Origin of the sequence: Pseudomonas sp. FDAARGOS_380 (assembly GCF_002591235.1) — a bacterium.
Lineage (GTDB): Bacteria > Pseudomonadota > Gammaproteobacteria > Pseudomonadales > Pseudomonadaceae > Aquipseudomonas > Aquipseudomonas salmasensis.
Genome location: NZ_CP023969.1, coordinates 1213896 through 1237015, shown reverse-complemented (window position 1 = coordinate 1237015; position 23120 = coordinate 1213896). Strand labels below are relative to the sequence as shown.

Below are 23120 nucleotides of genomic sequence, written 5' to 3'. Positions count from 1 at the left end.
CCCTGTAGGAGCGAGCTTGCTCGCGAAGAACCTCAACGATAACGCGTGATTCCTGAATAAACGCGGTGCCGGTGAGTTTTTCGCGAGCAAGCTCGCTCCTACAGAGGGTGTTTACAGGCTTTGGACCTGTTCGCGGATTTTCGCGGTGGCGGCTGGGCTTGCCACCGAGGCGTAACCCTTGACCAGTTGTTCGAAGTGCGTTTCGAACAGCCAGTTGCGGTCCTGGGGATAACGCTGCATGTGGCGCAGGTTACGCTGGCGCAGGGCGTGGCGCAGTGAAGACGGGTAGATGCGCAAGTCAGCCACGTCGATCAGGGCGAATTCACCATCGTCCATCAACAACACGTTACCCAGGTGCAGCGAACGGAAGTACACGCCGCGCTCGTGCAGTTGCGCCATGAACCGGCCAAAGCGCTCCACCAATGATTCACGCAGGCTGCTGTCCAGGCTTTGCAACGCTTGGCGCAACGTCAGGCCGGGCAATGGCGTGTAGCGCACTGCGCTGCTGGCGTCGCTCAGGCGGTAGAGCCCGAGAATGTGCGGCGTAGGAATGCCCAGGGTGCGCAATTGCTCGCTGTTGCTGGCAAAGCGCTCGGAGTACGGGTTGAAGCTGCCGGAGGTGTACCAGCGGCGTGGGCGGAACAGCTTGAGGAAGCTGCCGTCCTCCAGGCGCAGGACTTTGGGCCCCAGGCCATCGGCTTCAATCACATGGGCGTTGCTGCACAGCTGTTCAAGCGCCGCGGGCTTGAGGTTCTGCACCGGCATGCGCAGCAGGCTGCGATGGCGCTGGGCGAGGCTCAGGCCGGTGATAATTGCCAGGGGGATCCACAGCAGGAACCAATGCTCCTTGGGCCGTGACAAGATGCCGCCGCCTTCGGTCAGGCCGGCACCGATGCCATAGGCCAGCAGTGACGAAGCCAGGATGAACAGCGGCTGGGCGCGTTGCTGCAGGCCTTTATACAAGCCCCAGCCGAGCATGAAGGCCCATGGAATGAAACCGATGATGCCGACGTAATAGAGCACGCCGAGGGCGAAGCTGTGAGGTTCGCGCAGTTGATAGCCGTCTGCCAAGGTCAGGAACAACTCGGAGTCGTAACTATGGCCGATCCACGGATGCTCGGCGATAAGCTGCAAAGACATGCTCCACAGTTCCAGGCGGAACGAGCTGCCACGCATAATGATTGATTCAGGATAGAACAGGATCAGCCCGACGATGCCCAAGGCGCTGCCGGCGAGCAGTAGCATTGAGCGTCGGTTACGGCTGATAAAGCTCATCCAAAGTATGGCCAGCGTCAGCGCCACCAGCGGCGTGCGTGAGCCGGTCGCCAGCACCGCAGCGGTCATGATTGCCAGGGCCGGTACGCTGAACCACAGCACGTTGAGACGCTGGGTGGTCATGCAGACGTACAGCCAGTACACCGTGAAAAAACCGAACAGGTGCGAGCTGAGCAGCGGGTTGTCGAGGGCGCCCAGCCCGCCGATCATGCGCATGCCAGGTTGATAGCCCTTCGCGAACGCCACCAGGTTACCCAGGCTGACCACCAGCGCAATCACCGCAGCGCTGAAGAAGATCGGTTTGAACAACTCATTGCGGTAATGCAGCAACAGCCCGCAGCCACCAAACAGCATGAAGGTATTCAACGGCCGCTTGAACAGGTCGGTATCGGAACTGGGTTCAGGGCTCCAGAGCAGGCTGGTCAACGCCCAGGCGGAGAACGCCAGGAACGCGATCGCCAGGGGCTCGCGCAGCAGGTCCTTGAACTCCCGAGGGCGCATGCACAACAGAAACAAGGTTGGTACGCTGAACAGGATGTAGACAATGCGGTGCAGTACATTGCGATTGCCGACAAAGAACAGTGCACTCAGGAGCAGCAGCAAGCCAACAGGCAAAATCCATAGGACCAGGAAGTCGAAAACGCGATTTGAGCCATAGGTAAGGCGCTTGGAGTGCATACAGTAAAGCCATTCCAGAAAGAGAAAGCCGACCATCTTAAGCTAGTGGCTAAGTAATGTCGCCGGTAGGATCCAACCGGGCCGCGGCTTACGCCGGGTGCAAGTACAACAGAGAAGCTGTGCTAAAGTCAGCCTCCTTTTTCAAAACGCCGCGTGATATGACCGACTCCAGTCCGAGCGCAAGCCCTTCGAGCTTGAAAATATACTTCCGCCTGCTCAGTTACGTTAAGCCCTATATGGGCTTGTTCGCGTTGAGTATCCTTGGATTTCTGATTTTCGCGTCGACCCAACCGATGCTGGGTTACATCCTCAAGTACTTTGTCGACGGTCTCTCCAATCCGGAAGCCGTGCTGTTCCCGACCGTGCCTTTTTTGCGCGACCTGCAATTGCTGCAGGCGGTGCCGTTGCTGATCATCCTGATCGCGGCCTGGCAAGGCCTGGGCTCGTTCCTGGGCAACTACCTGTTGGCCAAGGTCTCCCTGGGGCTGGTCCACGATTTGCGGGTGCAGCTGTTCAACAACCTGCTGACGCTGCCCAACCGCTACTTCGATAACCACAACTCCGGGCATCTGATTTCCCGCATCACCTTCAACGTGACCATGGTCACGGGTGCCGCGACCGATGCCATCAAGGTGGTGATTCGCGAAGGCATGACGGTGATTTTCCTGTTCGCCTCCTTGCTGTTCATGAACTGGCGCCTCACGTTGGTGATGATCGCGATCCTGCCGTTGATTGCTGTGATGGTCAGTACCGCCAGCAAGAAATTCCGCAAGCAGAGCAAGAAGATCCAGGTGGCCATGGGCGACGTGACCCACGTGGCCTCGGAGACCATTCAGGGCTACCGCGTGGTGCGCAGCTTCGGCGGCGAAGTCTATGAACAGAAGCGCTTCTTCAAGGCCAGCCAGAGCAACACCAACAAGCAACTGCGCATGACCCGCACCGGGGCGATCTACACCCCGGCGCTGCAATTGGTGATCTACTCCGCCATGGCCGTGCTGATGTTTCTGGTGCTGTACCTGCGTGGCGACGCCTCGGCGGGTGATATGGTGGCCTACATCACCCTGGCGGGCTTGTTACCCAAGCCGATCCGCCAACTCTCGGAGGTCAGCTCGACCATCCAGAAAGGTGTGGCGGGCGCCGAAAGCATCTTCGAACAGCTGGACGAAGACGTTGAGGTCGACCATGGCACTCTCGAACGCGAAAAGGTCAGCGGTCGCCTGGAAGTGCGTCACCTGAACTTCACCTACCCTGGCACCGAACGCCATGTGCTCAAGGACATCAGCTTTACCGCCGAGCCTGGGCAGATGATTGCGCTGGTGGGGCGTTCGGGCAGTGGCAAGTCGACCCTGGCCAGCCTGATCCCGCGCTTTTACCACCATGAAAGCGGTGAAATCCTGCTCGATGGCATCGAGATCGAAGACTACAAGCTGCTCAACCTGCGCAAGCACATTGCTCAGGTTACCCAGCATGTCACTCTGTTCAGCGATACCGTGACCAACAACATCGCCTACGGCGACCTGGCCGGTGCGCCGCGTGCCGACGTTGAGGCGGCGGCGGCGGATGCCAATGCCAAGGACTTCATCGATCAGTTGCCCAAGGGCTTTGATACTCAGGTGGGCGAGAACGGTGTGTTGTTGTCCGGCGGCCAGCGTCAGCGCTTGGCGATTGCCCGTGCATTGCTCAAGAATGCGCCGTTGCTGATCCTCGATGAGGCCACCTCGGCTCTCGATACCGAGTCCGAGCGGCATATCCAGGCGGCACTCGATAAGGTCATGCAAGGTCGCACGACCCTGGTGATCGCGCACCGTTTGTCCACCATCGAGAAGGCGGACCTGATCTTGGTGATGGACGACGGGCGGATTGTTGAGCGTGGCACCCATGGCGAGTTGTTGGCGCAGAACGGTTACTACGCTCGCCTGCATGCCATGGGCCTGGATGCGCCGGTGCAGGCCGATATCACCTGATCCAACAGGTGTACACAATGCTGCTGTGGGGGAGGGGGCTTTCTACCTGACACCCCACGATCCAAATGTGGGAGCTGGCTTGCCTGCGATAGCGGCCTGACAGCCGACACTTCTCTACCTGCCACCCCGCGATCCAACTGTGGGAGCGGGCTTGCTCGCGAAGGCGGCCTGGCAGGCAACACAGTTGGATGGTGTACATATCCATTCCTGCGGTAACGGCCGCTTAGGGTTCCGCTCTGACAGCGGGTCACTTTTGGAAAAGAGCCCCAAAAGTAACCAAAAGGGCTCTTGCCCCACCACTCGGCACCTCGCCTAGGCTCGGTGTGCCCGTAATCCGCCAGTGATTTTGGGGGCCGCCGCCACGCGCCATCCATGGCGCGGGGCGGCTAAACCGGCATCCCTGCCGGTTTACCCCCCAAATCCCTGTCGAATTCCGGCCAGCGTGGTTTAACGGGGCGCCTAAGATCAAAAGCAGATCAAGATCAAGAGCGGCTCGCTTCGCATCGTGGAGTGTGTGGCCGGGCGCGGACAACTGTGGGAGCTGGCTTGCCTGCGATAGCGATGGATCAGCAGTAGAAGTGCAAGCTGATCGGCCGCTATCGCAGGCAAGCCGGCTCCCACATTTTGAGCTCGGTGCTTCAGGTAGATAGGCTTCGGCTGGAAGGCCGTCACGGGAGCAAGCGCCCTCGCCACAGATCAGTTTCGCAAGCCCCTTCCATATTTGGCCTGTGTGGATTCGACATCGCGCCAGTCGCAAGCCATCGCAAACCCTGTGCTAATATCGCGCCCCTGTTCATTTTGTATGTGGGTTGCTCCATGAAGTTGTCCATGCCGCGATTCAATCAAGCCGCTGTCTTGGTGGTCGGCGATGTCATGCTCGACCGTTACTGGCATGGTGGTACCTCACGGATTTCCCCTGAGGCTCCGGTGCCGGTCGTTAAGGTCGAGCAAATCGAAGACCGCCCAGGTGGCGCTGCCAACGTCGCGCTCAATATTGCCGCGCTCGGCGCCCCGGCTTCCCTGGTGGGGGTGACCGGTGACGACGAAGCGGCCGAAAGTCTGGCCAACAGCCTGCAGGGCGCTGGCGTGCGTGCGTTGTTCCAGCGCATTGCCCATCAGCCGACCATCGTCAAGCTGCGGGTCATGAGCCGTCACCAGCAGTTGCTGCGTATCGATTTTGAAGAACCCTTCGCCACCGACGCCCTGGCCCTCGGCGACCAGGTCGAGGCACTGCTCGAAGGTATCAAGGTGCTGGTGTTGTCCGACTACGGCAAAGGCGCCTTGCAGAATCACCAGGTGTTGATCCAGGCCGCCAAGGCTCGCAACATTCCGGTGCTGGCCGATCCCAAGGGCAAGGACTTCTCGGTTTACCGAGGCGCCAGCCTGCTCACGCCAAACCTCAGTGAGTTCGAGACCATCGTCGGCGGGTGTGCCGATGAGCACGAGTTGGTGAGCAAGGGCGCAGCATTGATGGCCGATCTCGACTTGGGCGCCTTGCTGGTGACCCGTGGCGAGCACGGCATGACCCTGTTGCGTCCGGGCCACCCGGCCATGCACCTGCCGGCGCGTGCCCGTGAAGTGTTTGACGTCACCGGTGCCGGTGACACTGTGATTTCCACCCTGGCAGCTTCCATTGCTGCTGGTGAAGAACTGCCCCACGCCGTGGCCCTGGCCAACCTGGCGGCGGGCATTGTGGTGGGCAAGCTGGGCACCGCTGCTATCAGCGCACCGGAATTGCGCCGTGCGATCCAGCGCTCCGAAGGCTCGGAGCGCGGTGTGCTGGGCCTGGAGCAATTGCTGCTGGCGATTGACGATGCCCGGGCTCACAACGAAAGCATTGTGTTCACCAACGGCTGCTTTGACATCCTGCACGCCGGGCATGTGACGTACCTGGAACAGGCCAGCGCCCAAGGTGACCGCCTGATCGTTGCGGTCAACGATGACGCGTCGGTCAGCCGCTTGAAAGGCCCGGGCCGCCCGATCAACAGTGTTGACCGGCGCATGACGGTACTCGCAGGTCTGGGCGCGGTGGACTGGGTGATCAGCTTCTCTGAAGGCACCCCGGAAAACCTGCTGGCCCAGGTCAAGCCCGACGTGCTGGTCAAGGGCGGTGACTACAGCGTCGACCAGGTGGTCGGTGCGGACATCGTCAGCGCCTACGGCGGTACGGTCAAAGTGCTGGGGCTGGTTGAAAACAGCTCGACCACGGCGATTGTCGAGAAGATCCGCAACAACGAGTGATACCCCGTGGGGCGAGCCTGCTCGCCCCTAGCTTTTCTTCGGCACGATCTTGCGCAGCATCTGCCGTGCCTTGCCGGTCAAGCGCTTGAGCTTGGAGTCTTTTTCCGGTTCTGCCAGGCCCTGCTGCCTGAGCCAGTCCTTCCAACGAATGCGCTCATCGCGCACCAGCCAGCCCTCTTGCTGGGCAAAGCTTTCCGCCAGGTACAAGCCGCGTGTGCTGGCCGGGTATAGCTGATCCTTCTTGACGGTATACAACTCTGCCAGTGGCTCGCCGTCTTTGAGCGGCATCAAGTACAGGTCCGGGCGCTGACGATCCAGGCGCGCCACCAGTTGGTCACCCTCCAAACGCTCATCCACATGAAACAAGCTGAGGGACTTGGCTTCCTTCGGCACTTCCAGGCGCAGGTCATAAATCAATTGCAGCGAGGCGGTCGGCAGGTGCACGTAGGCCCGTGGGCGCTCGATCAGTTGCATGGTGGCGCAGCGCACCGGGCGCGCGGCGCCGGACAATGGGCTGAGGCGAAACGGCAGGGCCTCGCGGTAATGCAGGGCAGCGGAGTAGGGCGCCGGCAGCCAGGTGTCGTTGAAGCGCCCGCCCAGCCAGCCTTCGGGGGTTTCGAGCAGGCACTCTTCGGCGATTTCCTGGATGGCGGTGTGCAGTGGCAGGTTCAGTTCATGGGCCGGGACGTAGCCGGAGATCAGCTTGAGCACAACGTCGCCACGGTCCTGGCGGCGTTGGCGCACCAGCACCCAGTAGTCCTTGTTTTGCCAGTGCAGGGTCAGGCGTACCGAGACGCCGAGGTTCGCCAGTTCCAGAGCGAAGCGTTCGGCATCTGGCACCTCGACCGGCTTGCGCCGTTGCAGGGTCTGGGCGAAGTTGAGCGGCATGCCGACGCTCTGGTAGCTCAGGCCTTCGGGGGTGGCTTCGACGTGCAGCGGCAGTGTCTTGAAGTTGCTGGGGTTCTTTCTTATGAGCGTTCGCGGCATGTCGGCTCCTTCTTGCGACGGGGTCGGCCGCGTGGGCGGCATCAGAGTTGACGAATGACCCGGGCAGCAGTTGCTACGTTATGGGCCAGGTGCAGCGGATTAATGGTCCCGACAATAGCACTGGCGACGCCCGTTTGCGCAAACAACAAGGTGAAACTGGCCTGAATTGGATCCATTCCCGGTTCCAGGCACACATGGCCGCTGGCCAGGGCCTTTTTCACCAGGATGCCCTTGCCGTGGGCGGCGGCATAGTCGATCACGGCCTTCTCGGCCTGTTCGTTGAGGTTGTAGGTGACCATCGCGCAATCGCCCTGTTCCAGTGCTTTCACACCGCCCTCGACGGTTTTGCCGGAGAAGCCGAAACCACGGATCTTGCCGTCTTTCTTCAACTGCTCCAGGGTCTGGTAAACCTCGCAATCATTGAGGATATGCAAGTCGTTGCCATCGGAATGCACCAGCACCAGGTCGATAAAATCCGTTTCAAGTCGTTTCAGGCTGCGTTCAATCGACATCCGCGTGTGGGCCGCGCTGAAATCGTGATGGGACACGCCGTTGGCAAACTCTTCGCCCACCTTGCTGACGATCACCCAGTCCTTGCGCTGATCACGCAGCAGTGGCCCCAGGCGCTCTTCGCTCATGCCATAGGCCGGCGCGGTGTCGATCAGGTTGATGCCCAGCTCGCGGGCCTGGCGCAACAGCATGCGCGCCTCGTCGTCGCCAGGGATCTGAAAGCCGCTGGGGTATTTAACTCCTTGGTCGCGGCCCAACTTGACGGTGCCCAGGCCCAGGGGCGACACCAGCAGGCCGGTGCTGCCCAGCGGGCGATGCAGGTCGTGCAGGGTTGGCAGGCTCATGGCAACAGTTGCTCCCAGGCGGGTTGGCCGATTGCCGGTTTTGGCAGCTCGGGCAGAGGGGCGCTGGCGCTTGGGCGGATGCCGTCGCGCTCCAGGGCGTGGAGTACGCGGTCGGCGAAGTCCGGCGCCAGGGCCAGTTTGGTCGGCCAGCCCACCAGCAGGCGGCCATCTTCGGCAAGGAACGCGTTATCGGGACGGCTCAGCCCCGATTGCAGCGGCTCGGCGCGATCCACCCGCAGGGTGGCCCACTGGGTCTGGCTCATGTCGATCCAGGGCAGCAGTTGCGCCAGCTCTTTCTGCGCGGTGGCGATCTGTTCTTCAGGCGTACGTGCCACGCCGTCAGCCTCGGCGATATCGCCGCCCATGTACCACACCCAGTTGCCATCGGCGGCCGGGTGGGTGGTGACGGTGATCCGTGGCTTGGTGCCACCCCCCAGGCAATGGGCGTACAGCGGCTTGAGGCCGGGGCCCTTGGCGATGATCATGTGCAGCGGGCGTTTTTGCATGGCCGGTTGGCTCAGGCCCAGGGCCGCGAGCAAGTCCGCCGTGCCGCCGCCAGCGCTCAGGACGATGCGCTGGGCGCGGATCTCACGGCCATCGACCTTCAAGCCCACCAGGGTGTCACCTTCCAGCAGCGGTTCGATGTGCACACCTGCGAGCAGACCGTCACCGGCCAATTGCGCCAGGCGGTTGATCAGGCTGGGCACGTCTACCACCAGCTCGGCCAGGCGGTAGACCTTGCCTTTGAAGCGAGGGTTCTGCAGCGCCAGGGGCAGTTCGTCGCCCTTGACCTGATCGACGCGGCCACGCACGGCCTTGCTGGCGAAAAAACTGGTGAGGTTGCCGGCAATCGTGCCGGGCGACCACAAGTAGTGCGCCTGGGACAGCACGCGCACGCCGGACAGGTCCAGCTCGCCGTTGCCGGCCAGGGCGTCACGCCAGCGGCGCGGCATATCGGCAATGGCTTCGGAGGCGCCGGTGAGGGCGCCGTGCAGGGCGTATTTCGCACCGCCGTGAATGATGCCCTGGGACTTCAGGCTTTGCCCGCCGCCCAGGGTGGCGCTTTCCACCAGTACCGTGGAAAACCCCTGGCTGCGCAGGCGCGCATTGAGCCAGAGGCCGGCAACCCCGGCGCCGACAATCAGAACGTCGGTGGAAATAACGGATGGCATCGGCGACCTCAGTGTTCAAGACAAGAGGCGCAGTATACAGGCTGTTGAGTGGCGGTCAGTGCCCGGCGGTTTTCGAGAACAGCTGAATCACCACCACGCCCAGCACAATCAGGCCCATCCCCAGCATCGCCGGCACATCCAGCTTCTGCCCGTAGATGAACAGCGCCGCGATGCTGACCATCACGATGCCCAACCCAGCCCATACCGCGTACGCCACACCGACCGGCACGGTACGCACCACAAGGGTCAGCATCCAGAACGCCACGCCGTAACCGACGATCACCAGCAACAACGGAATAGGGGTGCTCCAGCCTTTGATGGCTTTCATGGAAACGGTGGCGATCACTTCCGAGCAGATGGCGATGGCCAAGTAGTAGTAGGCGGCATTCATAGGGCAATCCTCGGTGTGATTTCATGAACTGTAGGAGCGAGCTTGCTCGCGAAAAACGTCAACGATAACCCGCGCTTTCTGAATGCACGCGGCGCCTGTGAGTTTTTCGCGAGCAAGCTCGCTCCTACAGTGGTCGGCATTCTAGTCGTCTGCCAGATGGGGTAAAGTCATTACCTATCGGAAATAGAGATAGGTTGAGCCATGAGCGTGCAATGGGATCTGGAGCAGATGCGCCTGTTTGTCAGCGTCGCCGAGCAGCGTTCGTTTTCTGCCGTGGCCCGTGGGCAGCGCAAGGCGCAATCGGCGGTCAGCAATGGTATTGCCATGCTGGAGGCCGACCTGGGCGTTGTCCTGTTCGAACGTAGCAGCGGCCGGCAACCGCGCCTCACCGAAGCCGGCAGTGTGTTGCTGGAGGAAGCGCGTGAGGTACTGCGCCAGTGCGAACGCCTGACGGGGCGGGCCTTGTCGTTGACCCGCGGCGAGGAAGCCTGCCTGCGCCTGGCCCAGGATGAGGCGATGTTGTTCCAGCCAGTACTCGATAGCCTGGAGGCGCTGGCTGTGCACTACCCGTTGCTGGAGGTGCAGTTGTCCAGCGCGGCCCAGGGCGATGTGGCGCGCAAGTTGGTGGAGCGCAAGGCAGACCTGGGGCTGTTGTTCTATCACGACCAGATTCCCGAAGCCCTGGAGCGTCGGGTGGTGGGCAGTGTGGAAATGGTCACGGTATGCGGTGTTAACCACCCGTTGGCCAAGGAGCAGTACGTAACGTGCCAGCACCTGGCCCAGTTTCGGCAGTTGCTGATGTCGACCCAGACCAGCGTCTACCCCGGCAGCGAGGCGGCCAGCCCCCTGGTGTGGCGCGCCGACAGCTTCTACGTATTGGCCGAATGGCTGATGAGTGGCCTGGGCTGGGCCTGGTTGCCTCGGCACATCGTGCAATACCCGACCTACCAGCAACAGATGGTCGAATTGGCCAGCGAATGGACCCCGCCCGCCCTGGTGGTGGAACTGGTGTGGCGCCGCGACGAGCACCTGGGGCCCGCCGCGCGCTTTTTGGCTAAACGTTTTGCCGAGTGCTTGCAGGCGATCGACTGAAAAAGCCGATAAACTCCGCCGCCATGAATAGAACTCTCTACAGCTGTCTGTTTTACCTGGCGCTGCCGTTGGTGGCCTTACGCTTGTGGTTGCGCGCGCGCAAGGCGCCAGCCTACGCCAAGCGTGTGGGCGAGCGGTTTTCCTATGGCTTGCCGGTGATGCGGCCCGGCGGGATCTGGGTGCACGCGGTGTCGGTGGGCGAAAGCATTGCCGCCGCTCCGATGATTCGCGGCTTGTTGGAGCGTTATCCACAGCTGCCGATCACCGTCACCTGCATGACGCCCACCGGTTCCGAGCGTATCCAGGCGTTGTTCGCCAACGAATCGCGCATCCAACACTGCTACTTGCCGTACGACTTGCCCTGCGCCGCCAAGCGTTTTCTCGACCGCGTGCAGCCCACGCTGGCGGTGATCATGGAAACCGAGCTGTGGCCCAACCATATCCATGCCTGCGCCCAGCGCGGTATCCCGGTGGCGCTGGCCAATGCACGGTTGTCGGCGCGTTCGGCCAAGGGGTACGCGCGATTTGCCAAGCTGACGGCACCGATGCTGGCAGAAATGAGCTTGTTCGCCGTACAGACCGAGACTGAGGCCGAACGTTTCCGCAGCCTGGGCGCACGCCCTGAAACCGTGGAAGTGACCGGCTCGATCAAGTTCGACCTGAGCATCGACCCCCAGCTAACGGCTCGCGCCGCCGCCCTGCGTGAACAATGGGGCGCCAGCGAGCGTCCGGTCTGGATCGCCGCCAGTACCCACGAAGGTGAAGACGAGGTGGTGCTGGCAGCCCATCGCCAGTTGTTGGCGAACTACCCCAATGCCCTGCTGATTCTGGTGCCCCGTCATCAGGAGCGCTTTGGCCCGACGTTTGAGCGCTGTGTGCAGCAAGGCTTTGCCACCGTGCGTCGCTCCAGTGGTGAGCCGGTCACCGGGCAAACCTCGGTGCTGCTTGGCGACACCATGGGCGAGTTGCTGTTTCTTTATGCCTTGGCCGACAGCGCATTCGTCGGCGGCAGCCTGGTGCCGACCGGCGGGCACAACCCGCTGGAACCGGCGGCGCTGGGTAAGCCGGTGATCATGGGCCCGCATGTCTTCAACTTCCTCGACATCACCGCGATGATGCGCGACGCCGGAGCGTTGCGCGAGGTGGACGATGCCGATGGGCTGGCCGAGGCGGTGCGACAGTTGTTTGAGTTGCCCCAGGACGCACGCAGGATGGCGCAGGCGGGGCTCAAGGTGATGCAGGCCAACCAGGGCGCGTTAAAGCGGTTGTTGGATGGTTTGGACAGACTGATCAAACACTGACAACACCCACCCAATGTAGGAGCGAGCTTGCTCGCGAAAAACGTCAACGATAACGCGTGTTTGCTGAATGAACGCGGCGCCTGTAAGTTTTTCGCGAGCAAGCTCGCTCCTACAGAGGCAAGCCAGCTCCCACATTTTAATAGCCGGGGCGGGCCTTGAGCTGTTCGGCAGCGGCTTTGGCCAAGTCCGGCGGCAGGAAGTCTTTGTCCGGGTTGTAGTCGGCCTTGAGATAGCGCGCCAGATCCTGCAAATCCCCTGGGTTGAGCGTGCCCGCCGCCTGCTTCAAACGCAGGTTGTCGAGGATGTAATCGTAGCGGCTGTTGTTGTAGTTGCGCACCGACGCGTACAGCTGGCGCTGTGAGTCCAGCACGTCGACGATGTTGCGCGTGCCCACCTGATAGCCGATTTCCGTGGCTTCCACCGCGCTCTGGTTGGAGATGATCGACTGGCGGCGTGCTTGCACCTGCTCCACATCGGTGTTGACTGCACGGTGCAGGTTGCGGGTGTTTTCCACCACCTGGCGGCGCAGGCCTTCGCGCTGTTGCTCGGTCTGGTCGAGGCGCGAATAGGATTCGCGCACTTGCGAACTGGTGAGGCCGCCGCTGTAGATCGGGATGTTCAAGCGCAGGCCGACGGTGCGTTGCGACACATCGCCGCCGTACGGGATAGGCAACTGATTCGGGTTGCTGAAGCCCAGGGCGTCGTTGTCGCCTTTTTCGTATTGCGCAACCGCGTCGAGGGTCGGCAAGTGGCCGGCCTTGCGCTGCCGAAGGGTTTCTTCGGCGGCGGTGACCGCGTAATTGCTGGCGAGCAGGTTGAGGTTCTGGCGCCCGGCGGTTTCGACCCAGGCCTTGGCGTCGTTCGGTGCCGGCGGCAGCACCGGCAGCGTGTGGACGATGCCCTGGATCGAGTTGTACTGGCGGTTGGTCAGGGTGATCAGCGCTTCGAACGCGTCGTCCACCTGGCGCTGGGCCAGGATGCGATTGGCTCGGGCGGTGTCGTAGCTGGCCTGGGATTGCAGCACATCGGTCTTGTCCGACAGGCCCACATCGAAGCGTTCGTTGGACTGGTCGAGCTGGCGCTTGAAGGCGTTTTCTTCGGCCTTGGTCGACGCCAGGTTGTCCTGGGCGCGCAGCACGGCGAAGTAGCTTTCGGCGCTTTGCAAAATCAGGTTCTGCTCGGAGGCCGACAGTTGCAGCGAGGCTTGCTCGTTGACGGCTTGGGCAGCTTGCAGCTGGAACCAGCGGTCGGCGCGGAACAGTGGCTGGCTCAAGGTGGCCCGCCAGGAGTGGGCGTCACGGTTGGCCGTGGCGGCCGGCTGGTCGATCTGGGTGCGCACGTTGTTGCTGTCGGCGCCGGCGGACAGGTTCGGCAGCAACCCTGCGCGAGCCTGGGGTACCACTTCTTTTTGCGCGCCGTATTGGGCACGGGCAGCGGCCAGGTCGGCGTTGTTGTTCGCCGCTTCCTGATACACGCTGACCAGGTCGGTGTTGGCGGACAAGGGCGCTTCAGCTGCCCAGACCAGTCCGTTGGTCGCACAAGACACGGCAACAGCCAGTGAGAGTTTGCGCAGCATGAGGCGATCCCTAGTATGAATATTACGGTGATAATTCAGCGCCCAAGGCTAAGGCTGGCCATGCCTGGCGTCAAGCCTTGAGGCCGTGCCCGAGTGTAGTGGCGGGACCTGCGCACAACAATCCCACGATCACGCCATTCATCACGCTGAATAAACCGCTATTGGCAATTTGCCCACGCCATGGTCTAGACTGGCCGCGTTCTTGTCGGGGTGCCTTGTTGGAAGGCTGAGATCGGTAAATACCGGATCCCGTTGAACCTGATCAGGTTAGCGCCTGCGTAGGGAACAAGATTTCTCGTCACCCGGCGAGTCCTCTTGTGCTTCGTCCGGGATGTTGTTCGACAATCGAACAGCCCTCGTGCGCCAAGCACAGCACTGGTTCCAGTGCGTCCGTCCGTCACAGGTTCGCTCCGACAAAAATCCACCGCCTGGATAAGTTGGAGAGCCTGTGATGAGCACTGAAATAAAAAGTACAAAACTAAAAAATACCGTGCACCTGAGTGAATCGGCCAAGGTCGACTCCGGCTCCGTGCAGCCGTTTACCCGCTCGCAAAAAATCTACGTGCAGGGCTCCCGCCCGGACATTCGCGTGCCGATGCGCGAGATCAGCCTGGACGTGACCCCTACGGAGTTTGGTGGCGAAATCAACGCCCCTGTAGTGGTCTACGACACCTCGGGCCCCTATACCGACCCCAATGTCATCATCGACGTGCGCAAAGGCTTGGCCGATGTGCGCTCGCCGTGGATCGAAGAACGTGGTGATACCGAGCGGCTGGCCTGCTTGAGTTCACGCTACGGCCAGGAACGTCTGGATAACCCCGAACTGGCCTACCTGCGCTTTGCCCACCTGCAAAACCCGCGTCGGGCCAAGGCTGGCGCCAACGTCAGCCAGATGCACTACGCGCGCAGAGGCATCATCACGCCAGAAATGGAATACGTGGCGATCCGCGAAAACATGAAGCTTGAAGAGGCCCGCGCCAGCGGCCTGCTCAAGCAACAACATGCCGGGCACAGCTTCGGCGCCAGTATTCCGAAAATCATCACCCCCGAGTTCGTGCGCGAAGAAATCGCCCGCGGCCGTGCAATCATCCCCGCCAACATCAACCACACCGAGTTGGAACCGATGATTATCGGCCGTAACTTCCTGGTGAAGATCAACGGCAACATCGGCAACAGCGCCCTGGGTTCGTCCATTGAAGAAGAAGTGGCGAAGATGACCTGGGGCATTCGCTGGGGCTCGGACAACATCATGGACCTGTCCACTGGCAAGCATATCCATGAAACCCGCGAGTGGATCATCCGTAACTCGCCCGTGCCGATCGGCACCGTGCCTATCTACCAGGCCCTGGAAAAAGTCGACGGCGTTGCCGAAGACCTGACCTGGGAGCTGTTCCGCGACACCCTGATCGAACAGGCCGAGCAAGGCGTGGACTACTTCACCATTCACGCCGGCGTACTGCTGCGCTACGTGCCGCTGACCGCCAATCGCGTCACCGGCATTGTCAGCCGTGGCGGCGCGATCATGGCCAAGTGGTGCCTGGCCCACCACAAGGAAAACTTTGCCTACACGCACTTTGAAGAAATCTGCGAAATCATGAAGGCCTATGACGTCAGCTTCTCCCTGGGAGATGGCCTGCGTCCGGGGTCGGTGGCCGATGCCAACGACGCAGCGCAATTCGGTGAACTGGAAACCCTGGGCGAGCTGACCAAGATCGCCTGGAAGCACGACGTGCAAACCATGATCGAAGGCCCTGGCCATGTGCCGATGCAACTGATCAAGGAGAACATGGACAAGCAACTGGAGTGCTGCGACGAGGCGCCGTTCTACACCCTCGGCCCGCTGACCACCGACATTGCACCAGGCTACGACCACATCACGTCGGGTATCGGTGCGGCGATGATCGGCTGGTTCGGTTGCGCCATGCTCTGCTACGTCACGCCCAAGGAACACCTGGGCCTGCCGAACAAGGATGACGTGAAGACCGGGATCATCACCTACAAGATCGCGGCCCACGCGGCCGACCTTGCCAAAGGCCACCCTGGCGCGCAGATTCGCGATAACGCCTTGAGCAAGGCACGCTTCGAATTCCGCTGGGAAGACCAGTTCAACCTCGGCCTGGACCCGGATACCGCGCGGGCCTTCCACGATGAGACGCTGCCCAAGGAGTCGGCCAAGGTCGCGCACTTCTGCTCCATGTGCGGGCCGAAATTCTGCTCGATGAAAGTTACCCACGAGGTGCGTGAGTACGCAGCCAACCAGCGCATTGATGCGGTGGATGTGGATGTGGCAAAGGGCTTGGCCGAGCAGGCTGAGCGGTTCAAGCAGGAAGGTAGCCAGCTCTACAAGAAGGTCTGATCCGGGATCGTCGGCGCTTGTACTGGCCTCTTCGCGAGCAAGCCCGCTCCCACAGTTGGAATGCATTGCAACTGTGGGAGCGGGCTTGCTCGCGAAGGCGATCGCCTAAACAACCACTACCCCTCAGAGATCACGCCGTTGCGATACCCGACTGTTAGCGGCGTGCTGGCACCAGCTCAGGCTTGATCACACCGGTGAGGCGCGTATAGGGCAGGGTGATTTCGATCAGCCCCTGTGCGTAAGGGGCGATGGTGCTGACGTTGTACTTGAGCACCACGCCGCCGCTGGTCAGGGCCACGTTCGGGGTTTTCTGGAACGGCCAGCTCTTCACGAACTCCGGATCGCGGTCCATCTTGGTGCTGATCAACCAACTGTTGTGGGCGACTTTCGCAGTATTCCAGAAGGCCTGCTCCTGGCCGGGCAGCAGCATGTCGGCCAGGGTCAGTTCCTTATGCAGAATCCGTGAATAGTTGATAAACCCGCGGCCTGGCTCGCCGTGGGCGACACCGGTGTCCAGGTAGCTGGACACTTCAACGATCACCAGTCCGTCATGCTGGTCACGTACCTTGGCTTGCAAGTACATGCCGTGGCGGTCCGGCGACTCACGCAGGAAGGTGTTGCGGTAGGCGTTCAGGCTCGCCGGTACACTGGCGCCAGGCGTGGTGCGGGTCATTTGCAGCAGGCGCTGTTCCACCAGGCTGTCCAGTTGTGGCTCGGCGGGGAAATGCACGGTGTCGATGTTCACCAGCGGGCAGGCCGGGCTGTCACAGCCGGGCTTGATCTGCTCCGATTTGTCGGTGGTAACGTCCAGCGGCTTGAGATAGGCCGGTTGGAACAGGCTCTGGCAAGCACCCAGGGTCAAGGCAATACAGGCCACGGAGGCGATTTTTAAAAGCGACATGTGTGTCCTTCGTAAATCGATGGAAAGCGAAAAGAGTAGCGCTTGGACTGCCAACGTGGCCGCCAGTTCGCCACTAAACTGATTGCAGTGAGTTTGACGCTCGCCGCCTCTGCCGGCAACCGCAAAGGGGCTGCATCAACGGGCGTCGGCGCGTTAGGATGGCGCCCATTGCACGAGCTTAACGAGGGACACCATGACGGACATCGCGAAGTCGACGCCGAACAAAATCGAGATTGTTCAGCGTGACAATGCCTATAAAGGCTTCTACAAGCTCGATCGCGTGCAACTGCGCCACGAGAAATTCGACGGCGGCATGAGCCGGGTGATCAACCGCGAAGTGTTCGTGCGTCATGACGCGGTGTGCGTGCTGCCCTACGACCCGCTGCGCGATGAGGTGGTGCTGATCGAACAGTTCCGCGTCGGCGCCATGGGCCGTGCCGATAACCCCTGGCTGGTGGAGATGGTCGCCGGCCTGATTGACAAGGATGAGCAACCCGAGGAGGTTGCACACCGCGAGGCCGAGGAGGAAGCTGGGCTGACGTTCTCCGCGCTGTGGCCGATCACCAAGTATTTCCCGTCACCTGGCGGCAGTACCGAATTTGTCCACCTGTACCTGGGCCGGTGCGACAGCTCGGGGGCGGGTGGGGTCCATGGATTGGAAGAAGAAGCAGAAGATATCCGCGTCACCGCTTGGGCCTTCGAAGATGCCTTGCAGGCGGTGCGCGACGGCAAGATTTCCAACGCAGCCAGCATTATCGCCCTGCAATGGCTTGCGCTTAATCGCGCGGAAGTGAGGGGGTTATGGCAGTAAAGGCACGGGAACGTTATCGAGTTGACCTGATCGGGCTGCAAGCGGCCTGCGAGGCCAACTATGCGCGGCTGATGCGCCTGCTCCCAGACATGCGCCACGCTCCCCAGGCGCGGCGCATCGCTGTCACCCATGGCGACCAGATGCTCGGCGTGCTGACCCTGGAAGTCATTCTCACTTGCCCGTACACCACTACCCTGCGGGTACGCCAGGAGCACAGCCTGCCGTGGTTGCCGGTGCCGCAATTGGAAGTGCAGGTGTACCACGACGCGCGTATGGCCGAAGTGATCAGCGCCGAACATGCGCGACGCTTTCGCAGCATCTATCCTTACCCGAATGTGTTCATGCACCAGCCCGATGAGAAAGCACAGCTCAATGTGTTCCTCGGCGAATGGCTCAGCCACTGCCTGGCCTTGGGCCATGAGTTTGAAGTGGTGCGGTAGATGTGAACTGCGTCTGCTTCCTTGGGTTTCCTCTTTGTGTTCTGCCCCAGCATAATCGCGCCAACTATCCATTCCTGTGATTGCCAGGGAGAGCGCCTTGCCGAGCGTATCCGCCGTGAATCCTGATGCCGTGTTGCTGGTGCAGTTGTCCGACAGCCATCTGTTTGCCGACGCTGACGCCACATTGTTGGGCATGAACACCCGTGAAAGCCTGCAACGGGTAGTCGAGCTGGTGCGCGCGCAACAGCCGGCCATCGACTTGATACTGGCGACCGGCGACCTGTCCCAGGATGGCACGCTTGAGTCCTATCAGCAGTTTCGCGATTTGACCGCCTCCCTTGGCGCTCCGGCGCGTTGGATTCCTGGCAACCACGACGAGCCGCAGGTCATGGCCCAGGCTGCCATGCACAGTGATTTGCTCGAGCCGGTGGTGGATATCGGCAACTGGCGTATCACTCTGTTGGATTCGGCGGTACCTGGTTCGGTGCCGGGCTACCTGCAAGACGCGCAACTGCAACTGCTGGCGCAGGCCTTGAGCGAAGCGCCGGGCCGCCATCACCTGGTGTGTTTCCACCATCATCCGGTGCCCATCGGCTGTGAATGGATGGAGCCAATTGGTCTGCGCAATCCCGAAGCGCTGTTTGCCGTGCTTGAGCGTTTCCCGCAGACCAAGGCATTGCTGTGGGGGCATGTGCATCAGGAGATCGACAGCGAGCGCGACGGTGTGCGGCTGCTGGCTTCGCCGTCTACCTGTATCCAGTTTGCGCCGGGGAGTGAGGACTTTCAGGTCAGCGAGCAGGCGCCGGGGTATCGCTGGTTGCGTTTGCATGGCGACGGACGGTTGGAGACGGGGGTGGAGCGTTTGGTTGGCTTTGCATTCACCATCGATTACGGCAGCAACGGCTATTAGGACCTGTTAACACTGATCAAAATGTGGGAGCTGGCTTGCCTGCGATGGCAGCCTGACAGCCGACGCCTATCTACCTGACACCCCGCACTCCAAATGTGGGAGCGGGCTTGCTCGCGAAGGCGGCCTGGCAGGCAACACAGTTGGATGGTGTACATATCCATTGCTGCGGTAACGGCCGCTTAGGGTTCCGCCCTGACGGCGGCTCACTTTCGAAAAGCGCGAAAGTAAGCAAAGCGCTCTTGCCCCACCACTCGGCACCTCGCCTAGGCTCGGTGTGCCCGTAATCCGCCAGTGATTTGGGGGGCCGCCGCCACGCGCCATCCATGGCGCGGGGCGGCTAAACCGGCATCCCTGCCGGTTTACCCCCCAAATCACTGTCGAATTCCGGCCAGCGTGGTTTGACGGGGCGCCTAAGATCAAGATCAAAAGCAGATCAAGAGCGGCTCGCTTCGCATCGTGGTTACCGTCTGCGGCTACAGCCCACAAAGTTATGTAGATACCTATGGTGATCGCAGGCAAGCCAGCTCCCACAATGGGTCCGCTTCTGCCTGCATTCCCTGTAAACTGCGCCTCTTTGGCCCCCGCACGGAGAGCCCGGCATGTCCGCTTCGATCCTGTATATCCACGGTTTCAACAGTGCGCCGGCTTCCAACAAGGCCAGCCAGTTGACTACTGTGATGGATGCCCTTGGCCTGTCCGACCAGTTGCGTGTGCCGGCGCTGCATCACCACCCTCGTCAGGCGATTCTTCAATTGGAGCAAGCGATTGCGCAACTGGGCCGGCCACTGCTGGTCGGCAGCTCACTCGGCGGCTACTATGCAACCCATCTTGCCGAACGCCATGGCCTCAAGGCGCTGCTGGTCAACCCGGCGGTCAGCCCCCATCGGATGTTTGACGGTTATCTGGGCACCCAGAAGAACCTCTACACCGATGAGACCTGGGAATTGACACAGGACCACGTCACGGCGCTGGCCGAGCTGGAAGTACCGGCGCCCCAGGATGCCGGGCGTTATCAGGTGTGGTTGCAGACCGGGGACGAAACCCTGGATTATCGCCTGGCCCAACAGTATTACCGGGCCTGTGCCTTGCGCATCCAGGCCGGTGGCGACCATGGTTACCAGGGGTTCGCCCAGCAATTGCCGGCACTGTTGTGCTTTGCCGGTATTGGCGCAGATCAGTTTCAATCCTTCGATTTTTCGTCACTGTAGAAAATCGCAGGTCACTTTTTAATCGAACGACTCACGACGAGACCCCATGGCCACTCCCAGCGCTAGCTCTTATAACGCCGACGCCATCGAAGTCCTCTCGGGCCTCGACCCGGTGCGCAAACGCCCCGGCATGTATACCGACACCAGTCGGCCGAACCACCTTGCCCAGGAAGTCATCGACAACAGCGTCGACGAAGCCTTGGCCGGGCACGCCAAGTCGGTGCAAGTCATCCTTCACGCCGACCATTCCCTGGAAGTGTCCGACGATGGTCGTGGCATGCCGGTGGACATTCACCCCGAAGAGGGTGTGCCGGGCGTTGAGCTGATCCTCACCAAGCTGCACGCCGGCGGCAAGTTCTCCAACAAGAACTACCAGTTCTCCGGCGGTTTGCACGGCGTGGGTATTTCTGTGGTCAACGCGCTGTCGACCCTGGTGCGGGTCAAGGTCAAGCGCGACGGCAACGAGTACCAGATGACCTTCGCCGATGGCTACAAAGCCACCGATCTGGAAGTGATCGGCACCGTGGGCAAGCGCAACACCGGCACCAGCGTGTACTTTGCGCCGGACCCCAAGTATTTCGATTCGCCCAAATTCTCCATCAGCCGTCTCAAGCACGTGCTCAAGGCCAAGGCGGTGCTGTGCCCGGGGCTGCTGGTCAGCTTTGAAGACAAAGGCACCGGCGAGAAGGTCGAGTGGCACTACGAAGACGGCCTTCGCTCTTACTTGGAGGATTCGGTCAGCGACTTCGAACGCCTGCCCAACGAGCCGTTCTGCGGCAGCCTGTCGGGTAATAAAGAAGCGGTGGACTGGGCGCTGCTGTGGTTGCCCGAAGGTGGCGACAGTGTGCAGGAAAGCTACGTCAACCTGATTCCTACGGCCCAGGGCGGTACCCACGTCAACGGTTTGCGCCAAGGCTTGCTGGATGCCATGCGTGAATTCTGCGAATACCGCAGCCTGTTGCCGCGCGGCGTGAAGCTGGCGCCGGAAGACGTGTGGGAGCGCATCGCGTTCGTGCTGTCGATGAAGATGCAGGAACCGCAATTCTCCGGCCAGACCAAAGAGCGCCTGTCGTCCCGCGAGGCGGCGGCGTTTGTCTCTGGCGTGGTCAAGGACGCTTTCAGCCTGTGGCTCAACGAGCACCCCGAGCTGGGCCTGGCCCTGGCGGAGCTGGCGATCAACAACGCCGGCCGTCGCTTGAAAGCCAGCAAGAAGGTCGAGCGCAAGCGCATCACCCAGGGCCCGGCATTGCCCGGCAAACTGGCCGATTGCGCCGGGCAAGACCCGATGCGTTCCGAGCTGTTCCTGGTGGAGGGTGACTCCGCAGGCGGTTCCGCCAAACAAGCGCGGGACAAGGAGTTCCAAGCGATCCTGCCGTTGCGCGGCAAGATCCTCAACACCTGGGAAGTCGATGGCAGCGAAGTGCTCGCCAGCCAGGAAGTGCACAACATCGCCGTGGCCATTGGCGTAGACCCAGGCGCGGCGGACATGAGCCAGTTGCGCTACGGCAAGATCTGCATCCTCGCCGACGCCGACTCCGACGGCCTGCACATCGCCACCTTGCTGTGCGCGTTGTTCGTCCAGCATTTCCGCCCGTTGGTGGACGCCGGTCACGTCTACGTCGCCATGCCGCCGCTGTACCGCATCGACTTGGGCAAGGAAATTTTCTATGCCCTGGACGAAGCCGAGCGCGATGGCATCCTCGACCGCCTGGTGGCCGAGAAGAAACGCGGCAAGCCACAGGTCACGCGATTCAAGGGCCTGGGTGAAATGAACCCGCCGCAACTGCGCGAAACGACCATGGACCCGAACACCCGGCGCCTGGTGCAGTTGACCCTGGAAGACTTCGCCGCCACCTCGGAAATGATGGACATGCTGCTGGCGAAGAAACGCGCCGGCGACCGTAAGACCTGGTTGGAATCCAAAGGCAACCTGGCCGAGGTGCTGGGCTGATGCGCACAGGCTTCGCCCTGGCGATCCTGATGTTGAGCGGGCTGGCGGTCACCCAGGTGGCTGCCGCCAGCGTGGCAGAGCTCAAGCTGGTCTCGGAACACCCGGTGGACGGCATGCGCGGTGGGAACCTGTCGGGCCTGGCGTTGTGTGGCAACGAGCTGTGGACGGTTTCGGACCGCGATGACGACCAGATCTACCGCCTGGATACCCGTGCGCCGACCTGGAGCGCCGAGGCGCTGAAGATCGACGTGCCGCCCGTGCCCGAGTCCGGCCTGCCTTGGGGCTTGCGTTCGCGTACCAAGGCCGCTTCGTTCATACGCGGCGGTGACCTGGACTTTGAAGGCATCAGCTGTGATGCCGCAGGCAACCGCTACATTGTCAGCGAAGCCCATGCCGCGGTGTTGCAGGTGCCGGCGGCGGGCGCGCCTGAATGGTTGAAAATCGCGCCAGGCATGGTGCGTGAAGCCAGGGCCAGTGGCATGTTGCTGCACTTTAATGCCTTGTTCGAAGGCCTGGCGGTAAACCCTGAAGGCAATCAGATCTGGCTGGCTGCCGAGCGCGAACGCCGTGGCCTGGTCTCGATCAAGCGTGGGCAGAGCGTATGGGATTGCGATGGGCGTTGTGTATTGTTGAGCGAGGCCGGCCAGGAAGTGCAACCGGCGCAGTTCCCCAATGCCAAGGCCGTGTCCAAGGACTTTGCCGACTTGTCGCTGTTCAACGGCAAGCTGTTTACCCTGGAGCGCAATGCGTTCCAGATCTGCCGGCGCGACCCGCTCACGGCCAAGGTTGAGCGGTGCTGGTCGTTTGCCGACGAAGCCTTGACGCCGCAGCGACGTTACCCACAGTCGTATGGCCTGGCTGAAGCCCTGTTGGTGGATGCCGACGGTGCCTGGGTCGGGATCGACAACAATTTCGGCCCGCGTGCCGATGGTGAAAAGCGTCCGATGGTCTATCGTTTCGCCGCCCCGGACGGCGGTTGGAGTGCCCAGCCATGAAACGAGATTTTTTTGAA

General features: G+C 61.5%; 18 protein-coding genes and 1 riboswitch. Of the genes, 11 read left to right on the top strand and 7 right to left on the bottom strand.

From position 1 onward, the window contains the following. Nucleotides 1–111: 111 nt before the first annotated feature. Nucleotides 112–1953 (bottom strand): bifunctional O-antigen ligase/aminoglycoside phosphotransferase family protein, encoded by a 1842-nt coding sequence (locus CRN80_RS05975; protein WP_098949743.1) that lies wholly within the window; start codon nt 1951–1953, stop codon nt 112–114. A gap of 158 nt (nt 1954–2111) precedes the next feature. Here CRN80_RS05975 and msbA point away from each other — a divergent pair, with 158 nt between their 5' ends. Together msbA and hldE are read left to right on the top strand one after the other, a co-directional pair. After that, nucleotides 2112–3917, top strand: coding sequence for a lipid A export permease/ATP-binding protein MsbA (gene msbA / locus CRN80_RS05970; protein ID WP_098949742.1), 1806 nt, complete (start codon nt 2112–2114; stop codon nt 3915–3917). A gap of 816 nt (nt 3918–4733) precedes the next feature. Beyond that, complete coding sequence (gene hldE / locus CRN80_RS05955) at nt 4734–6158, top strand: bifunctional D-glycero-beta-D-manno-heptose-7-phosphate kinase/D-glycero-beta-D-manno-heptose 1-phosphate adenylyltransferase HldE (RefSeq protein WP_098949740.1); 1425 nt, start codon at nt 4734–4736, stop codon at nt 6156–6158. A 27-nt stretch (nt 6159–6185) separates the two neighbouring features. On the opposite strand, the gene CRN80_RS05950 is transcribed toward hldE, so the two are convergent. From CRN80_RS05950 to CRN80_RS05935, 4 genes are read right to left on the bottom strand one after another with little or no spacing between them, the layout of a single operon-like run. Beyond that, nucleotides 6186–7145, bottom strand: coding sequence for a hypothetical protein (locus tag CRN80_RS05950; protein WP_003188010.1), 960 nt, complete (start codon nt 7143–7145; stop codon nt 6186–6188). A gap of 41 nt (nt 7146–7186) precedes the next feature. After that, entirely contained in the window at nt 7187–7999 is an 813-nt protein-coding gene (locus CRN80_RS05945; protein WP_032893881.1) for an aldo/keto reductase, read from the bottom strand. Further along, nucleotides 7996–9171, bottom strand: coding sequence for an FAD-binding oxidoreductase (locus CRN80_RS05940; protein WP_098949739.1), 1176 nt, complete (start codon nt 9169–9171; stop codon nt 7996–7998). The genes CRN80_RS05945 and CRN80_RS05940 overlap by 4 nt, the downstream gene beginning before the upstream one ends. Nucleotides 9172–9226: 55 nt before the next feature. Further along, a complete protein-coding gene (locus tag CRN80_RS05935) occupies nt 9227–9562 on the bottom strand; it encodes a multidrug efflux SMR transporter (protein WP_098949738.1) in 336 nt (111 codons plus the stop codon). Nucleotides 9563–9763: 201 nt separating this feature from the next. Here CRN80_RS05935 and CRN80_RS05930 point away from each other — a divergent pair, with 201 nt between their 5' ends. Together CRN80_RS05930 and waaA are read left to right on the top strand one after the other, a co-directional pair. Continuing rightward, nucleotides 9764–10654, top strand: coding sequence for a LysR family transcriptional regulator (locus CRN80_RS05930; protein ID WP_098949737.1), 891 nt, complete (start codon nt 9764–9766; stop codon nt 10652–10654). Between the two features lie 23 nt (nt 10655–10677). Then, entirely contained in the window at nt 10678–11955 is a 1278-nt protein-coding gene (waaA, locus tag CRN80_RS05925; RefSeq protein WP_098949736.1) for a lipid IV(A) 3-deoxy-D-manno-octulosonic acid transferase, read from the top strand. Between the two features lie 136 nt (nt 11956–12091). Here the strand turns inward: waaA and CRN80_RS05920 are convergent, their stop codons facing one another. Continuing rightward, nucleotides 12092–13531, bottom strand: a complete 1440-nt coding sequence (locus tag CRN80_RS05920; RefSeq protein ID WP_032893875.1) for a TolC family outer membrane protein — start codon at nt 13529–13531, stop codon at nt 12092–12094. A 196-nt stretch (nt 13532–13727) separates the two neighbouring features. After that, nucleotides 13728–13833: riboswitch (TPP riboswitch) on the top strand. Nucleotides 13834–13982: 149 nt separating this feature from the next. On the opposite strand from CRN80_RS05920, the gene thiC reads away from it, so the two are divergent. Continuing rightward, a complete protein-coding gene (gene thiC / locus CRN80_RS05915) occupies nt 13983–15887 on the top strand; it encodes a phosphomethylpyrimidine synthase ThiC (RefSeq protein ID WP_098949735.1) in 1905 nt (634 codons plus the stop codon). 154 nt (nt 15888–16041) lie between these two features. Here the strand turns inward: thiC and CRN80_RS05910 are convergent, their stop codons facing one another. Then, nucleotides 16042–16788 carry an RsiV family protein gene (locus CRN80_RS05910; RefSeq protein ID WP_032893871.1) on the bottom strand — a complete coding sequence of 249 codons (747 nt, stop codon included), beginning with the start codon at nt 16786–16788 and terminating at the stop codon, nt 16042–16044. A gap of 193 nt (nt 16789–16981) precedes the next feature. Here CRN80_RS05910 and CRN80_RS05905 point away from each other — a divergent pair, with 193 nt between their 5' ends. The 6 genes from CRN80_RS05905 (at nt 16982) to CRN80_RS05875 (ending at nt 23103) form a co-directional block, all read left to right on the top strand. After that, nucleotides 16982–17599, top strand: coding sequence for an NUDIX domain-containing protein (locus CRN80_RS05905; RefSeq protein WP_032893869.1), 618 nt, complete (start codon nt 16982–16984; stop codon nt 17597–17599). Next, nucleotides 17590–18039, top strand: a complete 450-nt coding sequence (locus CRN80_RS05900) for a DUF1249 domain-containing protein (RefSeq protein ID WP_003188022.1) — start codon at nt 17590–17592, stop codon at nt 18037–18039. Before CRN80_RS05905 ends, CRN80_RS05900 begins: the two co-directional genes overlap by 10 nt. 97 nt (nt 18040–18136) lie before the next feature. Then, nucleotides 18137–18949, top strand: a complete 813-nt coding sequence (gene cpdA, locus CRN80_RS05895; protein WP_098949734.1) for a 3',5'-cyclic-AMP phosphodiesterase — start codon at nt 18137–18139, stop codon at nt 18947–18949. A 599-nt stretch (nt 18950–19548) separates the two neighbouring features. Continuing rightward, a complete protein-coding gene (locus CRN80_RS05885) occupies nt 19549–20157 on the top strand; it encodes a YqiA/YcfP family alpha/beta fold hydrolase (protein ID WP_047712437.1) in 609 nt (202 codons plus the stop codon). A gap of 46 nt (nt 20158–20203) precedes the next feature. Further along, nucleotides 20204–22108, top strand: a complete 1905-nt coding sequence (parE, locus tag CRN80_RS05880) for a DNA topoisomerase IV subunit B (RefSeq protein ID WP_003188026.1) — start codon at nt 20204–20206, stop codon at nt 22106–22108. After that, nucleotides 22108–23103, top strand: a complete 996-nt coding sequence (locus CRN80_RS05875) for an esterase-like activity of phytase family protein (RefSeq protein WP_032893864.1) — start codon at nt 22108–22110, stop codon at nt 23101–23103. The genes parE and CRN80_RS05875 overlap by 1 nt, the downstream gene beginning before the upstream one ends. Nucleotides 23104–23120 lie beyond the last annotated feature (17 nt).

Excerpts from the sequence above, each read along its gene's own strand:
- CRN80_RS05910 (WP_032893871.1), bottom strand. The coding sequence starts at position 16,788 with ATGTCGCTTTTAAAAATCGCCTCCGTGGCCTGTATTGCCTTGACCCTG.
- CRN80_RS05875 (WP_032893864.1), top strand. The coding sequence starts at position 22,108 with ATGCGCACAGGCTTCGCCCTGGCGATCCTGATGTTGAGCGGGCTGGCG.
- CRN80_RS05930 (WP_098949737.1), top strand. The coding sequence starts at position 9,764 with ATGAGCGTGCAATGGGATCTGGAGCAGATGCGCCTGTTTGTCAGCGTC.
- thiC (WP_098949735.1), top strand. The coding sequence starts at position 13,983 with ATGAGCACTGAAATAAAAAGTACAAAACTAAAAAATACCGTGCACCTG.
- CRN80_RS05950 (WP_003188010.1), bottom strand. The coding sequence starts at position 7,145 with ATGCCGCGAACGCTCATAAGAAAGAACCCCAGCAACTTCAAGACACTG.
- CRN80_RS05945 (WP_032893881.1), bottom strand. The coding sequence starts at position 7,999 with ATGAGCCTGCCAACCCTGCACGACCTGCATCGCCCGCTGGGCAGCACC.
- parE (WP_003188026.1), top strand. The coding sequence starts at position 20,204 with ATGGCCACTCCCAGCGCTAGCTCTTATAACGCCGACGCCATCGAAGTC.
- CRN80_RS05935 (WP_098949738.1), bottom strand. The coding sequence starts at position 9,562 with ATGAATGCCGCCTACTACTACTTGGCCATCGCCATCTGCTCGGAAGTG.
- CRN80_RS05885 (WP_047712437.1), top strand. The coding sequence starts at position 19,549 with ATGTCCGCTTCGATCCTGTATATCCACGGTTTCAACAGTGCGCCGGCT.
- CRN80_RS05900 (WP_003188022.1), top strand. The coding sequence starts at position 17,590 with ATGGCAGTAAAGGCACGGGAACGTTATCGAGTTGACCTGATCGGGCTG.
- CRN80_RS05975 (WP_098949743.1), bottom strand. The coding sequence starts at position 1,953 with ATGCACTCCAAGCGCCTTACCTATGGCTCAAATCGCGTTTTCGACTTC.
- msbA (WP_098949742.1), top strand. The coding sequence starts at position 2,112 with ATGACCGACTCCAGTCCGAGCGCAAGCCCTTCGAGCTTGAAAATATAC.
- CRN80_RS05940 (WP_098949739.1), bottom strand. The coding sequence starts at position 9,171 with ATGCCATCCGTTATTTCCACCGACGTTCTGATTGTCGGCGCCGGGGTT.
- CRN80_RS05905 (WP_032893869.1), top strand. The coding sequence starts at position 16,982 with ATGACGGACATCGCGAAGTCGACGCCGAACAAAATCGAGATTGTTCAG.
- waaA (WP_098949736.1), top strand. The coding sequence starts at position 10,678 with ATGAATAGAACTCTCTACAGCTGTCTGTTTTACCTGGCGCTGCCGTTG.
- CRN80_RS05920 (WP_032893875.1), bottom strand. The coding sequence starts at position 13,531 with ATGCTGCGCAAACTCTCACTGGCTGTTGCCGTGTCTTGTGCGACCAAC.
- hldE (WP_098949740.1), top strand. The coding sequence starts at position 4,734 with ATGAAGTTGTCCATGCCGCGATTCAATCAAGCCGCTGTCTTGGTGGTC.